The following is an 18,383-nucleotide window of genomic DNA, read 5'->3' as shown; positions in this document are numbered from 1 at the left end:
CCTGCCCGTGGTGGGCAGCCGTACAGACGCAAAAGGGCGCACTATCCCCTTGGTGTCATGTTCGGCTCCCGGTGTGGGCAGGAGCGTCCAAAACGGCCTGGGCGATCTGACTTATCTCCGCCCTGCTTGTGGCAGGGGGAGCTTCACAGTGACCCGCTCGCGGGGCTTTTCACCCCATTCTCCCATTCCGGCGCCGCCGGGATGGCCGCTTTGATCCATATTCCGTTGCCCGGGGGACATCTGGCCAGACTGCCGCCCCGAGTTACATTCTATCATAAAAAATTTGCGGCGAAAAAGCAACCCCGTTTCGGGGAAATTCTCCCGCCGGGGCGGAAATTTTGGCCGCCGTCCCTGCCGCCGCTTGACTTCTGTCCCCGATACGATATAATTTCTTACTATGGACAAGAAGCTATATATGGAGAGAGGTACATTATGCAGAAGATCGCCATCGTGACGGACAGCAACAGCGGCATCACCCAGGCGCAGAGCAAGCAGCTGGGCGTGTGGGTGCTGCCCATGCCTTTTTATATCAATGACGAGCTGTTTTTGGAGGACATCACCCTGACCCAGGAGCAGTTTTATGACTATCTGGCCCAGGGGGCCGACGTGAAGACCAGCCAGCCCGCCCCCGGCGACGTGACCGAGCTGTGGGACACCCTGCTGAAGGACTATGACGCGGTGGTCCACATCCCCATGTCCAGCGGCCTGAGCAGCTCCTGCCAGACGGCCCAGATCCTGGCCGACGACTATGACGGGCGGGTGCAGGTGGTGAACAACCAGCGCATCTCCGTCACCCAGCTCCAGTCGGTGATGGACGCCAAGGCCATGGCGGAGAAGGGCTGGACGGCTGTGGAGATCAAAGAGGAGCTGGAGCGGACCAAGTTCGACTCTGACATCTATATCACGGTGGACACCCTGAAATATCTGAAGAAGGGCGGCCGCCTGACCCCCGCCGCCGCGGCCATCGGAACAGTGCTGAATCTGAAGCCCGTGCTGCGCATCAAGGGGGAGAAGCTGGACGCCTTTGCCAAGACCCGGGGCTGGAAGGCCGCCAAAAAGACCATGATCGAGGCCATCCGCCGCACCATGGACACCGACTTTGCCCACAGCCAGGGCCCAGAGAACCTGTATGTGGCCGCCGCCTACACCGGCGACGCCGCCAGCGCCCAGGAGTGGAAGGGGGAGCTGGAGGAGGCCTTCCCCGGCTTTGACATCTACATGGCCCCCCTGTCCCTCAGCGTGGCCTGCCACATCGGCCCGGGGGCAAGAGCGGCGACAGTGACCAAGCTGCTGCATATCGAGGACAAGCGATAAGAGATAAAAGAACAACACAACTAGGGGGACGGTTCTTCTGATTAGGCACTAATCAGAAGAACCGTCCCCCTGGTTGCAGCGCCCTGTGGGAAGAGAGGAAAGAAAAGATAGACAAACAGGCCCCATGTGGGCTATAATGCAAGAAGCATACTGGATAATTAGGCGGTTTTTGCCGCGTTCGATCTGGGCCGCGCCGGGGATCAAGGCGTTTTGACCGTTTTTGTGTCGTTGTGGAGGCTTGGATCGCGAAACTTCACACGTTTAGAGAAAAAGGAGCGTACACAAAAATGGAGATCAACGGACAGACGGTATCCCCCCAGGCGGAATACCGCCAGCTGGGCCTGTCAGACGAGCTGCTGCGGGCCATTGACAAAAAGGGCTATGTGCAGGCCACCCCGGTGCAGGCCGGGGCCATCCCCTATTTCATGGACTGGAAGGACGTCATCGCCAAGGCCCCCACGGGCACGGGCAAGACCTTCGCCTTCGGCATCCCCATGGTGGAGCACATCGACCCGGAGAACGCCGACGTCCAGGCCCTGGTGCTGGCCCCCACCCGGGAGCTGGCCATCCAGATCCAGGACGAGCTGCGGGACCTGTGCGCCTTTAAAGAGGGGGTGCGGGTGGTCTGCCTGTATGGCGGCCAGCCCATCGACCGGCAGATCAACCAGTTGAAAAAGTCCCCCCAGATCGTGGTGGCCACCCCGGGCCGCCTGATGGACCACATGAAGCGGCGCACCGTCCGCCTGGACAAGGTGCAGACCGTGGTGCTGGACGAGGCCGACCGGATGCTGGATATGGGCTTTGTCCGGGACGTGACCCACATTCTGGACACCATGCCAAAGCGGCGGAATCTGGGCATGTTCTCCGCCACCATCTCCCGGGAGGTGCTGGACATCTCCTGGGTCTATCAGCGGGACCCGGTGGAGATCACCGTCCAGGCCGACCAGGAGAACCGGCCCGACATCGCCCAGTACAGCCTTCAGGTGGACCGCAGCGAAAAGGCCGACGTGATGGCCCATCTGCTGGACATGGGGGGCTATGAGCGGGTCATCGCCTTCTGCAACACGAAAAACATGACCGACCGGCTGGCCGGTCTGCTGGACATGCGGGGCATCTCCTGCGCGGCCATCCACGGGGACATCCCCCAGGCGGTGCGGGAAAAGACCCTGCAAAAATTCCGGGAGGGCAAGATGCGGGTGCTGGTGGCCACCGACGTGGCCGCCCGGGGCCTGGACATCGACGACGTGGACGCGGTGTTCAACTATGACGTGCCCGACGAGAACGAGTATTATATCCATCGAATTGGCCGCACGGGCCGGGCCAAGCGCCACGGTGTGGCCTTCTCCCTGGTGTCCTCGGTGACGGAGAGCATCCGCCTGGACGACATCAAAAAGGCCACCGGCAGCCAGATCCGGGCCGTCCACTTCAACGACCACGGGGACCTGGTCGCCGCCAAGGCGTAACTAAATTGCCGCCAAGTCGTGATTTGAAACCAAACGGCCAGACATCATAACATAGAGACAGGGCAGTTTCTGCCCACAGTGACGGAGGTGCTGAGCATGGAACAAAAGCGGCTTTACCGAACGGAAGGAAACGACAAAATGCTGTGCGGCGTGTGCGGCGGCGTTGGGGAATACTTTAATGTGGACCCCAATCTGGTCCGGGTGGGCTGGGTGCTGCTCAGCCTGTTCACCTGCACCGTGGGCGTGGTGGCCTATGCCGCCTGCGCCCTCATCCTGCCCACCAAGAGCGAGCTGTATTAAATTTTTGGGGTTCCCTGCCCCCTGCGGGGGCGGGGAACATAAGGTCTCGTGTTCGAAAGAGACACAAAAGAGCAAAAGTAAGGAGAAAATGACCCATGGAGATTCTGCTTCGTCCCTCCGTGCCGGAGGATGTGCCCGTCCAGCGGACGCTGTGGTCCCTGTCCTTTGGCGACGAGCGGGCCTATATCAACAACTTCTATAAAAACTACTACCGGCCTGACCGGGTGCTGGTGCTGGAGGTGGAGGGGGCCGTGCGGGCCATGACCGCCTGGTTCAGCACCGTGCTGAGCATCCCCGGCAAGGACCAGATCTTCCGGGCGGCCTATCTGTATGCCGTGTGCGTCCACCCCGACTGGCGGGGCAAGGGCCTGGCCGGCAAGCTGCTGGAGGGGGCCGGGCTCTATTTCCGGGACCGGGGCATCCAGGCCGTGACCACTGTGCCCGCCAGCCAGGAGCTCCACGGCTTCTTCGCCAAGCAGGGCTTTTTCGAGTGCTTCACCCAGGACGAGCGGCAGTGGACCCCGGAGCTGGCCAAAAAGGCCCCGGAGACCCTGCCCAAGATCAAGCTGGTGAACGCGGCGGAGTATGGCGTGCTGCGGGAGGGCCTACTGTCTAAGCTGGGCCACATCGGCCTGCCCATGGACGCCCTGCTCTATCAGGCCGGGTGCTGCCGCATCGACGGCGGCGGCATGTATCTGGTGGGCGCCCCCGCCGGTCCCGCCGCCCTGTGCGCCGAGGGCACCGGGGACAAGACCCTGCTGGTCAAGGAGCTCATCGGCAGCTCCGAAGCGGTGGACCAGATCGCCGCCGTGCTGCCCCAGCTGCTGCCCAAGTTCGGCGGGACCTATCGCACCCTGGGCGACAGCGTGCCCTTCGGCATGATGAAGTGGCTCTCCCCGGAGCTGGATCAGGCCTGGGACCGGGACATCCGGGCCTATCTGGGTCTGGCATTTGACTGAGAACTTGCAAAATGCACAAAAACAGCCCTTTCAATTTGTGAAGTGACCCCCAAAAGTTAGACAATATTTTGAAGTAAAAATTGTTCAAGCAGCCGAAAGGGCTTGCTGTCTGTGAATTGCAGGCGGCAAGCCCTTTAGCTTTGCCTTGATGCGGCGGTTGTTGTAGTAATCCAGATATTCGATCAGTTCCAGTTTGAAGTGTTCCATGGAGCGGAACTCCTGCAAATACAGCAGTTCACTTTTGAGTAAGCCGAAGAAATTCTCTATCACGGCGTTGTCCAGACAGTTTCCTTTCCGGCTCATGCTCTGGCGAACACCTTTCTCCCGGAGCATCTGTTGGTATTGTTTGTGTTGGTACTGCCAGCCCTGGTCAGAATGGAGAATCAGGTTTGTTCCGGCCGGGATCTTTGCAAACGCCTCGTCCAGCATGGTGGTTACCATGCTGAGTACAGGACGATCCGATATGGTGTAACTGACCAGATCGCTGCTGCACAGATCGAGAATCGGGGACAGATAGAGCTTCTCTCCAAACAGGCTGAACTCCGTCACATCCGTGACCCATTTCTGATTCGGCTTTTCGACATGAAAATCCCGATTTAGCAAATTTGGTGCAATTTTGCCTACTTCTCCCTTGTAGGAACGATATTTTTTCATCCTGACACGACAAACTAAGCCCAGCTTCTTCATGAGCCGCTGGACAGTCTTGTGGTTCACAGAGAATTTACGCTTGCGAAGTTCTGCCGTGATCCGGCGATAGCCGTACCGGCCCCTGTTTTCGTGGTAAATTGCTGCGATTTCTTCCTTAACAGATGCATATTTGTCTTCTCTCTGCATCTGCTTCAAATGATAGTAGAAAGTTGCACGGGGCAGCTGAGCGATTGAGAGCAGAATACTGAGTGCGTGTTTTTGCCTTAGCTTCTGAACTACCAGCGTTTTCTGCGCTGGCGTCGCTCGTCTTCCAAAACCAAGGCTTGCAAGTTTTTTAGGTAATCGTTCTCCGCACGCAGTCGCTGCACTTCGGCCAGCAGATCTTCTTCCACCTGCTTCGGCAGCTGCTTTGGCGGACGACCCTTACTGCTGCGGCCACGCCGTTCGATGGCTAACCCTTCCGGCCCTTCTTCCAGGTAGATTCGCTCCCATGATTTGATTCGATCTCTACTGTTTACCTCAAATCTACGGCAGGTTTCGCTGTAACTCAATTTCTCTTTCTGCATGGTTTCAATCACCAGTTTTTTGAATTCCGGCGTATATCGTTTGTTTGGTACTCCTTTTGGCATAGCAAAACACCCCACTTGTTAGATAGTATACCATACTGTCTAACAAATGGGGTGCAGTTCATTGTGAAAAGGGCTGTTTTTCTCTTTCCCACAGGGGAACGGCAGACGCAAAAGGAAGAACCACAGCCATTTGCCTGTGGTGACCCCAACAAAATTTCTGATTTACACCTGGCCATTTTATGATATGATAGACACATCCGAAGAGGAAAAGGTTCCCTGAGTGCAAAATGAAAGAGAACCTTCAAAACATAAACCGACTGAAAAAATTTTTAGGAGGAACGAAGCAATGAACAAGTACATTGAGCGCGTCATTGAGGCCACCAAGGCCAAGAACTCCCACGAGCCCGAGTTTCTGCAGACCGTCGAGGAGGTCCTGACCTCTCTGGAGCCCGTCATCAACGCCCACCCCGAGTATGAGAAGGCCTGCCTGCTGGAGCGGATGGTCGAGCCCGAGCGCGCCATCGAGTTCCGCGTGACCTGGGAGGATGACAACCACGAGTGGCACGTCAACCGCGGCTACCGCGTTCAGTACAACGCGGCTCTTGGTCCCTTCAAGGGCGGCCTGCGTTTCGACCCCTCCGTTAACCTGTCCATCATCAAGTTCCTGGGCTTCGAGCAGGTCTTCAAGGACGCTATGACTGGCCTGCCCATCGGCGGCGCCAAGGGCGGTTCCGACTTCGATCCCCGCGGCCGCAGCGATGCCGAGATCATGCGTTTCTGCCAGGCCTTTATGACCGAGCTGTATCGCCACATCGGCCAGGACATCGACTGCCCCGCCGGCGACCTGGGCGTGGGCGGCCGTGAGATCGGCTACCTGTATGGCCAGTATCGCCGCATCGTCGGTGGTTCCGAGTTCGGCGCCGTGTCCGGCAAGTCCGTTGTCACCGGCGGTTCCATCCTGCGTCCCGAGGCCACCGGTTTCGGCGCTGTGTACTATCTGGTCGAGGCCCTGAAGCACGACGGCGTGGACATCAAGGGCAAGAAGATCGCCATCTCCGGCTACGGCAACGTGGGCTGGGGCATCATGAAGAAGGCCGCTGAGCTGGGTGCCGCTGTCACCTACTTCGCCGGTCCCGACGGCTATGTTCACGATCCCGACGGTGTTGTCACCGAGGAGAAGCTGAACTACATCCTGGAGATGCGCGCCAACGATCCTAAGCACTGCAAGCCCTATGCTGACAAGTTCGGCTGCGAGTTCGTTCCCAACCAGAAGTGCTGGGGCGTCAAGGACGTGGACATCTACATGCCCGCCGCCACCCAGAACGACGTCAACCTGGAGTGGGCCAAGAAGATCGCTGAGTCCGGCGTGAAGTACTACATCGAGGTCGCCAACATGCCCACCACCAATGAGGCTCTGGAGTTCCTGAAGGAGCAGAAGCACATGGTCGTGGCTCCCTCCAAGGCTGTTAACGCCTGCGGCGTGGCCGTGTCCGAGCTGGAGATGGCTCAGAACGCCGAGCGTCTGTACTGGACCGCCGAGGAAGTCGACGCCAAGATGCACGCCATCATGAAGAACATCTATCACAACTCTGTTGAGGCCGCTGAGCGCTATGGCCTGGGCTATGACCTGGTCGCCGGCGCCAACATCGTGGGCTTCCAGAAGGTTGCCGACGCTATGATGGCTCAGGGTATTTTCTAATCGAAAACCCAAATAGACCTTTCTTTCGGGGAAGCGGCAATGCCGCTTCCCCGATTTTTATGCCCATTTCCTATAGCTTTCCGCCGTGGGACATGATATAATAGCTACACTTGCGGCTGCACGGGTCATTCAGCTTACCCAGCCGCCTTTCTATGCGAATTTTTGATAAGGGAGTGGACCCTTTTGTCCAAATACGAAGCGGAAATCAAGCGCAGACGCACCTTTGCCATCATCTCTCACCCCGACGCGGGTAAGACTACCCTGACGGAGAAGTTCCTGCTCTACGGCGGAGCCATCGCCCAGGCCGGTCAGGTCAAGGGCAAGAAGAACACCCGGGCCGCCACCTCCGACTGGATGGAGATCGAAAAGCAGCGCGGCATCTCGGTCACCTCCTCGGTGATGCAGTTTCAGTACGAGGGCTTCTGCATCAACATCCTGGATACCCCCGGTCACCAGGACTTCTCCGAGGATACCTATCGCACCCTGATGGCCGCCGACTCCGCCGTGATGGTCATCGATGCGGCCAAGGGCGTGGAGGCCCAGACCCGCAAGCTGTTCAAGGTTTGCGCCATGCGGGATATCCCCATCTTCACCTTCATCAACAAGATGGACCGGGAGAGCCGGGACCCCTTTGAACTGTGCGAGGAGCTGGAGCATGAGCTGGGGCTGGACACCTATGCCATGAACTGGCCCATCGGCTGCGGCAAGGACTTCCAGGGCGTGTACGACCGGCAGAACCGGAAGGTCATCCACTTCACCTCCAACACCAACGCCCGGGCGGCCACCGCCACCGAGGTCGAGCCCGACGACCCCGCCCTGGCAGACCTCATCGGACAGGCCCGCCGGGACCAGCTGGTGGACGAGATCGAGCTGCTGGACGGGGCCTCCTGCGACTTTGACATGGACCGGGTGCGCCACGGCAAGCTGTCCCCCGTGTTCTTCGGCTCCGCCCTGACCAACTTCGGCGTGGAGCCCTTTTTGGAGGAGTTTCTGCGCATGACCACCGCCCCCCTGCCCCGCCGGGCCGGGGACGAGATCATCGACTCCTTCGACGACGACTTCTCCGCCTTTGTCTTTAAGATCCAGGCCAACATGAACAAGGCCCACCGGGACCGCATCGCCTTCATGCGGGTGGTCTCCGGAAAGTTCGAGGCGGACAAAGAGGTCTATCACATGCAGGGCGGCAAGAAGATCCGCCTCTCCCGCCCCCAGCAGCTGATGGCCGCCGAGCGGGAGATCATCGAGGAGGCCTATGCCGGGGATATCATCGGTGTGTTCGACCCGGGCATCTTCTCCATCGGCGACACCCTGTGCGCCCCGGGAAAGAAGTTTAAGTTCGACCCCATCCCCACCTTCGCCCCGGAGCACTTCCAGCGCATCCGCTCCATCGACACCATGAAGCGAAAGCAGTTTTTAAAGGGCGTGGAGCAGATCGCACAAGAAGGTGCCATCCAGATCTTCAAGACCCCCTACACCGGCATGGAGGAGGTCATCGTGGGCGTGGTGGGCACCCTGCAATTCGACGTGCTGGAGTATCGCCTGCGCAGCGAGTATAACGTGGAGCTGTATAAAGAGGGCCTGCCCTATGAGTATCTGCGCTGGATCGTCCGGGACGACCCCGACGCCCCGCCCCTGAAGGAGGAGGACCTGCTGCTGCCCAACGACGCCAAGCTGGTGGAGGACTATAAGGGCAACCAGCTGCTCCTCTTCGCCGCCCAGTGGTCCATCCAGTGGGTGCAGGACAAGAACAAGGACCTGAAGCTGGCCGAATTCGGCGGCGCGAAGTTTTAATAAAAAAAGTCGATCCCCCAGAGCGGGGGATTGACTTTTTACCAAATCATGTTATACTGAACATAAGAGAAGGCGCTGCCGGTAGACGGGAGCCCCTCGCAGATTACGAAAAGAAGTAACCGTTTTGCTTGGAGGCGTTAGCGGTTACTTCTTTTTGCTGTTATAGATATGGAAAAACAAATTCAGGACCGCTACGATGAGCTGGCCGATCAGAATGAGATCGGAATAAGTTACCATGTCTATCACCTCCCCCGTTGAAAAGAGGAGGCTTTCATCAAGAAGTATGGCCTCCTCATGGGACAATGCGAACGAGGGACCACCCGCCTACCGTCACTGGCAGCGCCGGCGCATATCCATGCGCCAGAGATATTATAGCATATTATGTAGAATATGGCAATCGCAGTATTTTAAAATTGGAGGACGGTTCCTGTGACCTAAATCACAGGGACCGTCCTCCTGACTTTGGTGAGGATCACTCCAGCACGAATTCCCAGCTGAAAAATTCCCGGCTGCCGTGGAGGCCGAACACCGCCCGGTATTGGCCGGGGGCCAGCTTTGCGCGGTAGGGGGTCAGGGAGAAGTCGAACGCGGCAGAAGTGCCGGGAGAGACGTACAGCAGGTTGGCGGTCTCGACGGTCTGGTCCGTGGGCGGGACGAAGTACCACGCGCCATTTTTCTGCACCTCCAGGCGGGGCTTGTCCAGCTCTCCCTCATAGTCTCCGACATTGGAGACGCGAAGGGTGATCTGGTCCGTGTCCAGGGGATACCGGTCCGCGTCGGCGGTGCAGAGGAATTGGCCGGATGGCTGCCCGGCATAGGGGGACAGCCCGGCCCTGTGGTGCAGCCACAGGAGCAGAGCGGCGGCGCAGAGCACAAAAATCAGAAGCAAAAGCAGCTGCCTTTTACGGGAACGGCTATGGTCGGTGGCAAGCATTTTCATCCCTCCTGTGATTCAATGGTTCCAAATCAGCAGCGGGGCGTTCTTCCGCCTATAGTGTATCATGCCAAAATCCAAATTGGCAACAAAAAAGGACCGCACTTGGCGGTCCTTTTTGCGTGTATATAGCGCCTCACGCCGCTGACGGGAACAGCTTTCTCAGGCGGCGGATGCAGTGGATGCAGGCGGGGAGGAGGAACAGGTCGGCGCACAGCCAGGCGGCGGGGGAGGCGAAGCAGGCGGCGGTGTAGCCGAAGATGGGGACGAAGACGCCGCCCACGGCGGTGCGGGCCAGCATCTCCAGCACTCCGGCCAGGATGGCGAACATGCTGTAGCCCATGCCCTGGATGGAGAAGCGCAGGATGTTCACCAGGGCCAGGGGGAAGAAGAAGGCGGCCAGGGTGGTGATGTATTGGGTGGTGAGCCGCACCAGCAGGGCCAGCTGCTCCTCGCCGGGGTCCAGGAAGAGCATGGCGCACTTTGGGGCAAAGAGGAGCATCCCGCCCAGGGCGATCAGCGCGTAAACAAGGCCCAGCAGACTACAGGAGCGCACCCCCTGGCTCAGCCGGTCCAGCTTGCCCGCGCCCACGTTCTGGCCGCAGTAGGTGGCCATGGCCGCGCCCATGGCGTCATAGGGGCAGGCCAGCAGCTGGAACAGTTTGGCCCCGGCGGCCACCGCCGCCACATAGGTGCTGCCCAGGGTGTTCACGGCGGACTGGAGGACGATGGAGCCGATGGCGGTGATGGAATATTGCAGGCCCATGGGGATGCCCATCATGCACAGGGTGCGGCAGGAGCGCCCGTCCAGCCGCCGCTCCTCTTTACTGGTGCGGAGAATAGCATATTTCTTGCGCATGTACACCAGACAGGCCAGACCGGACACCGTCTGAGAGGTGACGGTGGCCAGGGCCGCCCCGGCCACCCCGGCCTTGAAATACAGGATCAGGGTGAAGTCCAGGAAGATGTTCAGGAAAGAGGACAGGGCCAGAAAATACACCGGCGTTTTGCTGTCCCCCAGCGAGCGGATGACGGCGGCCAGCAGATTATAGAGGAAGGTGGCCGGGATGCCCATGAAGATAACGAAGATATAGGCATAGGCGTTGTCGATGATGTCCGCCGGGGTGCGCATCACCACCAGAATGTTCCGGCAGAACAGCCCCGTGGCCACGGTGAGCACCAGGGCGAACAGGGCGGAGAGATAGGCGGCGTTGGCCACAAAGCGGCGCATCTGGCCATATTCCCGGGCCCCCATCCGCTGGGCCACCGGGATGGCAAAGCCGTTGCACACCCCCATGCAGAAGCCGATGACGAAAAAGTTGATGGAGCCGGTGGAGCCCACCGCCGCCAGGGCCTGGGCCCCCAGCAGCTTGCCCACGATCATGGTGTCCACCAGGTTATAAAACTGCTGGAACAACATGCCGCACAGGGTGGGCAGGGCGAAGGCTAAGATCAGCTTCATGGGATTGCCGGTGGTGAGGTCTTTGGTCATAGATACGCTCCTTTGCGATGAAAAAACTTGTGCTCTGATTGGATACCGAATTATTATAGTCATCCGCCCCGCCCCTGCCAAGCGGCTTTTTTCACAATTTTCAGCCCGGATATGGCCCCATCTCCCACCAGAATAGAAATGCCCCCGGCCTGTGGTCCCAACAGGAGCAGCGGGACCACAGGCCGGGGGTGAGAAAAGAGAATAGGGGTCATGGAGAAATGGCGGCAGGTCAGAAGGGACCGTAGCCAGTGACAGTGGCAAAGGTCAGGAAGACAAAGGCCGCCACCCACCACAGGGCGAACAGAGGCAGGATGAACTTCCACCACTTTTTCAGGGGCACACCGGCAATGGCCAGACAGGAGACCGTCATGCCGCTGGCCGGGGTGATGCAGTTGGTGAATGCGTCGCCAAACTGGAAGGCCAGAACGGCGGTCTGGCGGGTGATCCCGACCAGATCAGCCAGCGGGGCCATGATGGGCATGGTGATGGCGGCCTGACCGGAGCCGGAGGGGACCAGAATGTTGAAGATATCCTGGACCATGAACATACCAAAGGCAGTCAACGCGGGCGGGAAGGAGTTGAGCAGACTGGCCAGGAAGTGGATGATCGTGTCCATGATGTTGGCCCCGTCCAGGATGATGGTGATGGACTTGCACATACCGACCATGATGCAGGGGAGCAACATGTTGCCGCAGCCCTTCATAAAGCTGTTTGCCATGCGGGTGGGGTTCAGACCGCCCAAGATCCCGGCGGCCACGCCCATGATCAGGAACAGCGCGGCCAGCTCGTCGATGTAAAAGCCGAACTTGATCACGCCATATACCAGGAACACGATGGTGACCAAAAAGGCCAGGAGCACCAGAATGTGGCGGGTGGTCAGAGATTCATCCCCGTGGATATCCGCGGCGCTGGTGCGCAGACGGTCCAGCTCGTACACAGAGCTGCGGGTGGGGTCTTTCTTGACCCGCATGGCGTGGATCATGACAAAGGCGGTGTTGAGCAGATAGAGGGTCACCAGGACCACCAGGCGCAGCTGGATGCCGGAAAACAGCGGCAGGCCGGAGATGCCCTGGGCCACGCCGACGGTGAACGCGTTGGTGCAGCCTGCGCCGTATCCGGCGGCCACAGAACCGAAGATGATCCCGAGCGCCGTGAGGGAGTCAAAGCCCATGGCCAGACAGATGGACAGCACCAGAGGCAGGAACGCCAGGAACTCCTCGTTGTTGGCGACAAAGGCGGCCCCCAGGGTGAAGATCAGCATACAGCTGGGGATCAGAAGGAGCTCACGCCCCTTCATTTTGCGGACCAGGGTGCCCATTCCGGCGCGGATCGCGCCCGTCTCCTCCATGATACCAAAGGCACCGCCGATGATGAACAGAAAAGCGATGATACTGCTGCTGCCCTGAATGCCTTTGGAGACGGACATGAACAGTTCAAAGAACCCGGTGGGATCGGCGTCTACATAGGAGAAAGAAGCGGGGTCTACGACCATCCGGCCAGTGTTGGGGTCTTCCACCCGGGTGAAGGAACCGGCGGGAATGATATAGCTGGCCAGCGCGCCAAGCAGGATGATGCAGACGATGATAATGAGCGGATTGGGGACGTTCATCTTCTTGGGCGCGTTTTTATTTTGGGGAGATGGGGAGGCTGTTTTTTTCTTAGTCATTTCTGTTTGCTCGCACATGATCAATTCCTCCTGTATCAGTTATCAGCCGGTTTGCGCGATGACGGCTGCAAAGATTTTGGCTCTTTCAAACAGAGTCGCTACAATGGCATACTCCTCCAGTGTGTGAGCGCCGCCCCCCTGGACGCCGCAGGAGCAGACGGCGGGCACGCCCGCGGCGGCGACATAAGAGGTGTCGGAGCTGCCGCCCGGAAAGGCCTCGCCAAAGGGGGAGAAGCCGTATGCCTCGGCCACCTGATTCACTCGGTCAAGCAGCGCCAGATTGGCGTCGTTCCGCTCGAACACCGGCATCGTGTTCAAAAACTCCACGGTGGTGCAGGTCCCGTCCACATGGGTCACGGCGCAGACCTGAGAGATCTGCTCTTTCAACACCGGCAGGTCGGCGGCGCGGCTGAAGCGGGCGTCCACATCGATCTGGCAGCGGTCTGGGATGGAGTTGGACACGGTGCCGCCGGAGATCACATCCACGCTGACCACGACCCCCTCTTCATAGCGGGAGAGTCCTTGCAGGGCCAGGACTTTGTGGGCCATCTCCTCGATGGCGTTCCGGCCGGATAAAAAGTCGTTTCCCACGTGTCCGCTCTTGCCAGTCACGGTCACCCGGCAGTCCAGGCTCCCCTTTCGCCCCACAGACAGACAGCGGTCCATCCGCCCAATCTCCATGTTAAAGGCGTATTGGCAGCCCTCCGCCTCCTGCTGGATGATCTGGGCGGCACAGGTCCCGTCGTGGCTGATCTCCTCGTCGCCGCACAGCAAAAGTTTGATGGGACAGCGGTCAAAGCCGATGTGGCGCAGGGCTTTGATCATGTACACCATCATGGCTACGCCGCCCTTCATGTCCAGAACACCGGGGCCGCGGGCCACGCCGTCCTGGATGGTGAACGGAGCTTCCGGGTATGTTCCGTCGGGAAAGACGGTGTCCAGATGCCCGCACAGAAAGATGGGTCTGCCGCTGCGCCGTGCGCCGTCTGTTGCCAGCAGGACAGGCACCCCGCCGGACGGGATCAGCCGACAATCCAGGCCCTCCTCCTCCAGGCGGCCCATCGTGCGCCGGAGCAGAGCCTCGATGCGGTCAGTCTCTCTGGAACCGGCCTGAAAGTTGACCAGGTCCTTCCAAAAATGGAGCATCTCGTCCCGGTGGCCGTCAATGTATTGGCTGATCTGTGTCATATACTGGTTCATGTGTGCTTTCATCCCCTTTGTGTGTCAAATATTGCTCGTCCGATTTACTTGTAATATTCAAAAAATAATGATATATTAAGCAAAAAACGAACAATTTCTTTATGCTCGTATTATAACGAATGAAGAAATGCATAAAAACGTCCATAATTTGACTGAAATTACGGGAGGGGATGTATATGGAAAAAAAGGTGAAGCTGGGGTTTGTGGGCAGCCGGGTGAGAATGGACCTGATCCGCCAGATCATTCCTGCCGCGTTCCCAGAGATCGCAGTGGAGATCTATGAAAACGACCAATATGATTACTGTCCAGAGATGGAGCGGGATCTGTATGCGCTGAAGAAGCGGATAGACGGAGTCATTTTTGGCGGCGAGCTGCAATTTAAGCTCTATCAGTCGGTTTTCGAGCCGGATATCCCCTGCACCTGCATTCAAAAGGACAGCGTGTCCCTGCTGAACTCGTTCCTGGCCCTCTCCTGGAGAAAGGCCGACATCAGCCGCGTCAGCGTGGACAATTATTCTCCGGCCACGGTGCGGAAGGTTTTGTCTGACGCCGGGATTACGGAAAACAACGTGAAGATCCTGCGACGCCGCAGCTGGACGGTGGGGGAGCGGTATTATCAGGCGCTGTATCGTGAGCACCGCCAGCTCTATCAGGAGGGAACGGTGGACGGCTGCGTCACCACGCTTATTTTCGTCTATGAACGGCTGAAAGCCGACGGCATTCCCGCGGCGTACTCCAGACCCACCACAGACAACATCACGAACACGACGGCCAGACTGAAAAAGGAGTGCCTGGAGCGTAGGCACATGACAGAGGGAAAACTGGCCGTTCTGGCGGTGCGGATCTCCCCAAAGGACGACCTTTTTTATCGGGAACAGAGCGAATATATGGCAAGCAAGGAGAAGCTGAAAGCGGCGGCGGAGCTTTATTACTTTGCCAAGAATGCCCGCGCCACGGTCATTCAGCAGTCTGACGAGCAGTTTGTACTGCTGCTCAACCGGGAGGACCTGATGAATTACAGCAACGGGCTGGAGAGCCTGCCCTTCCTTCAGCTGATCCTGGACAACTGCAAATGCATGGTCAGCCTGGGCATCGGATTTGGCAGCTCCCCGGGCGAGGCGCGGTCTAATGCCGGACTGGCGCTGAAAAAGGCCGCGCAGCAGGAGGGCAGCTGTACCTATATCGTCCACCGCGCGGACTCTGTGACCAAACCGCTGAATTTTCTCCATTCCCAGGGGGCACAGACGCCGGAGGAGAAGGAAAATCTGCTGGCACTGGCGGAAAAGACGGGCATCTCCGCCTCAAAGCTCTATCGCATCGATCTGCTGCGGGAGCGGACCCGAAAATCGTTTTTTACCGCCGGAGAACTGGCGGAGCAGCTGAACCTGTCCATGCGGGGGGCAAGCAGACTGCTGAACGCCCTGGAGGAGCATGACCTGGCCGCCCTTACGGGCCAGACCGTCTCGGGCAAAGCGGGCCGCCCCAGCAATATCTATCAGATATTGTTTGATCTGGATTAGAGCGCAGATGCGCTGTCCAGAAGAAAACGTGTGGGGCCTGCTGCGGATCAAGGGAAAAAATAAGCCCATATGCAGACGGCCATTGAAGCGGCTGTCTGCATATGGACTTTGAAGGGAAAACGCAGTTTACTCCTCCCGCTGCCGGTGGGCGGCGGACAGGGCCATGCGGCGGCAGGACAGGAGGGTGGCCAGGTAATAGCCCCCGTACACCGCCAGCAGCAGGGCGGCGGCGGACAGGCTGCCGGAGGAAGAATCCAGGTTTCCGGTGACGGTGATGACTTGGTTCACCGCAGACAGGCCCACGGCGGCGTGGACAAGGCCCAGGCCCAGGGGCAGGAGAAAGGCCAGGGTGACCTGGTGGGCGGCGGAGCGGGCCAGGGCCTTCTCCTCCACCCCCAGGCGGCCCAGCAGGGCATAGCGCCTGGCGTTGTCCGCCCCCTGGGACAGCTGCTGGAGGGCCAGCACCGCCGCGGCGGCCAGCAGGAAGGTAAAGCCCAGATACAGCCCCAAAAACAGCACCAGGATCTTAGAGCCCATGGTCTCCTGATACAGGGCCAGACGGCTGTCTATCCTGACGTCCGGGCCGTCCAGGCCCTGCATGGCGTCGCTGACCAGGGGGAGGACGGTGTCCTCGGATGCCTGCTTGTCCCCGGCGTAGTCCGCCGACCACAGCTGGCGGCGGACCTCCAGCCGCTGGGCGACCTTGTCCTCCACCAGGATGCACTGGCATCCCCAGGCCGCCGGTGGCGGGGACGTCCTCCTCCCAGACCAGGAGATGGGGCAGGGGGCCGGAGTAGGCGGGGCGGCCCAGGTGCTCCAACAGGGCGTTATAGTCGCGGAGGGCGATGGCCCCGCTGGCCTGCTCCAGGCCGGTGACGGCGGGGTCGTTGTAGTAGAGCAGACAGTCATAGCTCCAGGTCAGGGCGCGCTCGGCTCCCCCCGCTTTGATGGCGGCATCAAAGTCTACCGGACCGGACTCGTCCGCCGATCGGTTCTGCACGGTGAGATCGAAGGGGGCTTGGTCATCGGTGAGGGCCTGAATGGTGGAATTGAGACCCACGGAGCTGGCGGTGATGCCCATGGCCAGCAGAAGCAGGATGGCGATCACCGTCTGGGACAGATAGGTGGAGTGGACCCGGCTGAGCCACTGGCGCAGGGTGAACAGGTTCAGCCCCCGGTAATAGAGAGCAGGATGCCGCTTCACCCCGTGGAGCACAAAGCCGGGGAGGGAGCGGAAGAGAAGCAGGGTCCCCGCCGTGCCCAGGATCAGCATGGCGGCGCACAGAGGCAGGACGACCAGGGCCGTCACCAGGCCGAAGTACAGAAGGATGCCATAGGCGGCCAGCAGGCAGGCCACCCCCGCCACGAACTGGACGACAGAGGCGGACAGGGGCCGGAGAGGGAGCACCTCGTTTTTCCGGTCCCCCCGCAGCAGGTCGATGAGCCGGGCCCGGGTGACCTCCACCCCGCTGAGAGCCATGACCAGCAGCAGGATGGCCCCGAAGCACACCGCCGTCTTCACGGCCGCCCCAGGGGAGAAGACCAGCCCCAACTGGGCGGACACGTCCATCTGAAACAGGGACAGGGTGAGGGCGGACAGCCCTGACGAGGCGGCGGAGCCTAAGACAAGTCCGGCGATCAGGGAGATGAGGCCGGTCACCACCGTCTCTAAGATCAGCAGCCGGGACACCTGCCCGGGACTCATGCCCAGCAGCAGATAGCAGCCCAGCTCCTTCTTCCGGCGGCGGAGGAGGAACCGGTGGGCGTATAGAATCAGACAGGCCAGCACCACCGCCACAAAGACGGACAGGACGCCGAGCACGGTGAGGATGGCCCGCACCGTCTCGTGGCTCTTCTCCCGGAGATAGAGGATGGCCCCCTGGTCCTCCACGGAGTTGAAGGTGAAAAACAGGCACGCGCCGAAGGTGAGGGTGAGGAGATAGACGCCATAGTCCCGGAAGGAGCGGCGCACGTTGCCCAGAGCCAGCTTACAGAACATTTTGGACCTCCCCGCCCAGCTGGGCCACCACGTCCATGATCTGCCGGAAGAAGTCCCGCCGGTCCCCCTGGCGGCGGAGCTGGGTGAAGATCTGTCCGTCCCGCAGGAAGATGACCCGGCGGCAGCAGCTGGCGGTGAAGGCGTCGTGGGTGACCATGAGGATGGTGGCCCCAAGGTCACGGTTTAGGCTCTCCAGCCGCTCCAGCAGCAGTCCGGCGGCCCGGGAGTCCAGCGCGCCGGTAGGCTCGTCGGCCAGCACTAAGTCAGGCCGGGTGACCATGGCCCGGGCGGCGGCGCAGCGCTGCTGCTGGCCCCCGGACATCTGATAGGGATACTTGTCCAGGCAGTCCTCAATCCCTAAGCGCTGGGCCATCTCCCGCACCCGGCCTTCAATCTCCCCCGCCGGGGCCTTTGTGATGGCCAGGGCCAGGGCGATATTCTCAAAGGCGGTGAGGGTGTCCAGCAGGTTGCAGTCCTGAAAGATAAAGCCCAGCCGCTCCCGGCGGAAGCGGGTGAGGGCCCGGCCCCGGAGACCGGTGAGCTCCTGCCCGCCCACCCGGATGGAGCCGGAGGTGGGCCGGTCGATCGTTGCGATGCAGTTGAGCAGGGTGGTCTTGCCCGAGCCGGAGGGGCCCATGATGCCCACAAACTCCCCCTGCTCCACCGACAGGGACACGCCGCCCAGGGCCTGGGTGGCCGCCGTCCCCCGGCCATAGACCCGCTTTAAGTCCTGGACGGATAAAATTTCTTCCATATACACGTCGCTCCTTTTCCGCCGGTCCGGCGGATGATGTGCCATTAGCATAGCACCGGGAAGCGGCGATTTTCT

General features: G+C 60.0%; 15 protein-coding genes. 7 read left to right on the top strand and 8 right to left on the bottom strand.

Annotation, left to right across the window (positions count from 1 at the left end):
* Positions 1-432: 432 nt before the first annotated feature.
* The 4 genes from ACSAMP_RS02720 (at position 433) to ACSAMP_RS02705 (ending at position 4,036) form a co-directional block, all read left to right on the top strand.
* Positions 433-1,314 carry a DegV family protein gene (locus ACSAMP_RS02720; RefSeq protein WP_457799408.1) on the top strand — a complete coding sequence of 294 codons (882 nt, stop codon included), beginning with the start codon at positions 433-435 and terminating at the stop codon, positions 1,312-1,314.
* Positions 1,315-1,601: 287 nt separating this feature from the next.
* Positions 1,602-2,777 (top strand): DEAD/DEAH box helicase, encoded by a 1,176-nt coding sequence (locus ACSAMP_RS02715; RefSeq protein ID WP_441795054.1) that lies wholly within the window; start codon positions 1,602-1,604, stop codon positions 2,775-2,777.
* 96 nt (positions 2,778-2,873) lie between these two features.
* Entirely contained in the window at positions 2,874-3,077 is a 204-nt protein-coding gene (locus tag ACSAMP_RS02710; protein WP_441795055.1) for a PspC domain-containing protein, read from the top strand.
* Between the two features lie 95 nt (positions 3,078-3,172).
* Positions 3,173-4,036 (top strand): GNAT family N-acetyltransferase, encoded by an 864-nt coding sequence (locus tag ACSAMP_RS02705; protein WP_457799407.1) that lies wholly within the window; start codon positions 3,173-3,175, stop codon positions 4,034-4,036.
* A gap of 84 nt (positions 4,037-4,120) precedes the next feature.
* Here the strand turns inward: ACSAMP_RS02705 and ACSAMP_RS02700 are convergent, their stop codons facing one another.
* Together ACSAMP_RS02700 and ACSAMP_RS02695 are read right to left on the bottom strand one after the other, a co-directional pair.
* Positions 4,121-4,966 carry an IS3 family transposase gene (locus ACSAMP_RS02700; protein WP_457799222.1) on the bottom strand — a complete coding sequence of 282 codons (846 nt, stop codon included), beginning with the start codon at positions 4,964-4,966 and terminating at the stop codon, positions 4,121-4,123.
* Positions 4,960-5,313, bottom strand: a complete 354-nt coding sequence (locus tag ACSAMP_RS02695) for a transposase (protein WP_457799214.1) — start codon at positions 5,311-5,313, stop codon at positions 4,960-4,962. Before ACSAMP_RS02695 ends, ACSAMP_RS02700 begins: the two co-directional genes overlap by 7 nt.
* Positions 5,314-5,599: 286 nt before the next feature.
* On the opposite strand from ACSAMP_RS02695, the gene gdhA reads away from it, so the two are divergent.
* Both gdhA and ACSAMP_RS02685 read left to right on the top strand, forming a co-directional pair.
* Positions 5,600-6,952, top strand: a complete 1,353-nt coding sequence (gdhA, locus tag ACSAMP_RS02690; protein WP_457799406.1) for an NADP-specific glutamate dehydrogenase — start codon at positions 5,600-5,602, stop codon at positions 6,950-6,952.
* A gap of 183 nt (positions 6,953-7,135) precedes the next feature.
* Positions 7,136-8,743: a peptide chain release factor 3 gene (locus ACSAMP_RS02685; RefSeq protein ID WP_147561849.1), complete on the top strand. Its 1,608-nt coding sequence runs from the start codon at positions 7,136-7,138 to the stop codon at positions 8,741-8,743.
* Positions 8,744-9,215: 472 nt separating this feature from the next.
* Here the strand turns inward: ACSAMP_RS02685 and ACSAMP_RS02680 are convergent, their stop codons facing one another.
* The 4 genes from ACSAMP_RS02680 to ACSAMP_RS02665 all read right to left on the bottom strand — a co-directional run bounded on the left by ACSAMP_RS02680 (position 9,216) and on the right by ACSAMP_RS02665 (position 14,035).
* A complete protein-coding gene (locus tag ACSAMP_RS02680) occupies positions 9,216-9,677 on the bottom strand; it encodes an immunoglobulin-like domain-containing protein (protein ID WP_457799405.1) in 462 nt (153 codons plus the stop codon).
* A gap of 136 nt (positions 9,678-9,813) precedes the next feature.
* On the bottom strand, positions 9,814-11,169 hold the full coding sequence (locus tag ACSAMP_RS02675) for an MATE family efflux transporter (RefSeq protein WP_457799404.1): 1,356 nt from the start codon (positions 11,167-11,169) through the stop codon (positions 9,814-9,816).
* Positions 11,170-11,398: 229 nt separating this feature from the next.
* On the bottom strand, positions 11,399-12,853 hold the full coding sequence (locus ACSAMP_RS02670; RefSeq protein ID WP_457799403.1) for a YfcC family protein: 1,455 nt from the start codon (positions 12,851-12,853) through the stop codon (positions 11,399-11,401).
* A gap of 24 nt (positions 12,854-12,877) precedes the next feature.
* Positions 12,878-14,035 (bottom strand): M20 family metallopeptidase, encoded by a 1,158-nt coding sequence (locus tag ACSAMP_RS02665; RefSeq protein ID WP_457799402.1) that lies wholly within the window; start codon positions 14,033-14,035, stop codon positions 12,878-12,880.
* 176 nt (positions 14,036-14,211) lie between these two features.
* Between ACSAMP_RS02665 and ACSAMP_RS02660 the strand changes: the two genes are divergently transcribed.
* The gene (locus ACSAMP_RS02660) at positions 14,212-15,555 is read left to right on the top strand and encodes a helix-turn-helix domain-containing protein (RefSeq protein WP_457799401.1); all 1,344 of its coding nucleotides are present in this window, start codon (positions 14,212-14,214) and stop codon (positions 15,553-15,555) included.
* A gap of 526 nt (positions 15,556-16,081) precedes the next feature.
* On the opposite strand, the gene ACSAMP_RS02655 is transcribed toward ACSAMP_RS02660, so the two are convergent.
* Together ACSAMP_RS02655 and ACSAMP_RS02650 are read right to left on the bottom strand one after the other, a co-directional pair.
* The gene (locus tag ACSAMP_RS02655) at positions 16,082-17,554 is read right to left on the bottom strand and encodes a proline-rich domain-containing protein (protein ID WP_457799400.1); all 1,473 of its coding nucleotides are present in this window, start codon (positions 17,552-17,554) and stop codon (positions 16,082-16,084) included.
* On the bottom strand, positions 17,544-18,308 hold the full coding sequence (locus ACSAMP_RS02650) for an ABC transporter ATP-binding protein (protein ID WP_441795065.1): 765 nt from the start codon (positions 18,306-18,308) through the stop codon (positions 17,544-17,546). The genes ACSAMP_RS02655 and ACSAMP_RS02650 overlap by 11 nt, the downstream gene beginning before the upstream one ends.
* Between the last annotated feature and the right edge of the window lie 75 nt (positions 18,309-18,383).

It is taken from the genome of Flintibacter sp. SJQ-8, assembly GCF_054108085.1.
The sequence above is the reverse complement of the archived record's forward strand: the minus strand, read 5'-3'. Positions and strand labels throughout refer to the sequence as shown.

Coding starts and splice junctions, on each gene's coding strand:
- ACSAMP_RS02720 (WP_457799408.1), top strand. CDS start 433: ATGCAGAAGATCGCCATCGTGACGGACAGCAACAGCGGCATCACCCAG.
- ACSAMP_RS02715 (WP_441795054.1), top strand. CDS start 1,602: ATGGAGATCAACGGACAGACGGTATCCCCCCAGGCGGAATACCGCCAG.
- ACSAMP_RS02710 (WP_441795055.1), top strand. CDS start 2,874: ATGGAACAAAAGCGGCTTTACCGAACGGAAGGAAACGACAAAATGCTG.
- ACSAMP_RS02705 (WP_457799407.1), top strand. CDS start 3,173: ATGGAGATTCTGCTTCGTCCCTCCGTGCCGGAGGATGTGCCCGTCCAG.
- ACSAMP_RS02695 (WP_457799214.1), bottom strand. CDS start 5,313: ATGCCAAAAGGAGTACCAAACAAACGATATACGCCGGAATTCAAAAAA.
- gdhA (WP_457799406.1), top strand. CDS start 5,600: ATGAACAAGTACATTGAGCGCGTCATTGAGGCCACCAAGGCCAAGAAC.
- ACSAMP_RS02680 (WP_457799405.1), bottom strand. CDS start 9,677: ATGCTTGCCACCGACCATAGCCGTTCCCGTAAAAGGCAGCTGCTTTTG.
- ACSAMP_RS02675 (WP_457799404.1), bottom strand. CDS start 11,169: ATGACCAAAGACCTCACCACCGGCAATCCCATGAAGCTGATCTTAGCC.
- ACSAMP_RS02670 (WP_457799403.1), bottom strand. CDS start 12,853: ATGTGCGAGCAAACAGAAATGACTAAGAAAAAAACAGCCTCCCCATCT.
- ACSAMP_RS02665 (WP_457799402.1), bottom strand. CDS start 14,035: ATGAACCAGTATATGACACAGATCAGCCAATACATTGACGGCCACCGG.
- ACSAMP_RS02660 (WP_457799401.1), top strand. CDS start 14,212: ATGGAAAAAAAGGTGAAGCTGGGGTTTGTGGGCAGCCGGGTGAGAATG.
- ACSAMP_RS02655 (WP_457799400.1), bottom strand. CDS start 17,554: ATGTTCTGTAAGCTGGCTCTGGGCAACGTGCGCCGCTCCTTCCGGGAC.
- ACSAMP_RS02650 (WP_441795065.1), bottom strand. CDS start 18,308: ATGGAAGAAATTTTATCCGTCCAGGACTTAAAGCGGGTCTATGGCCGG.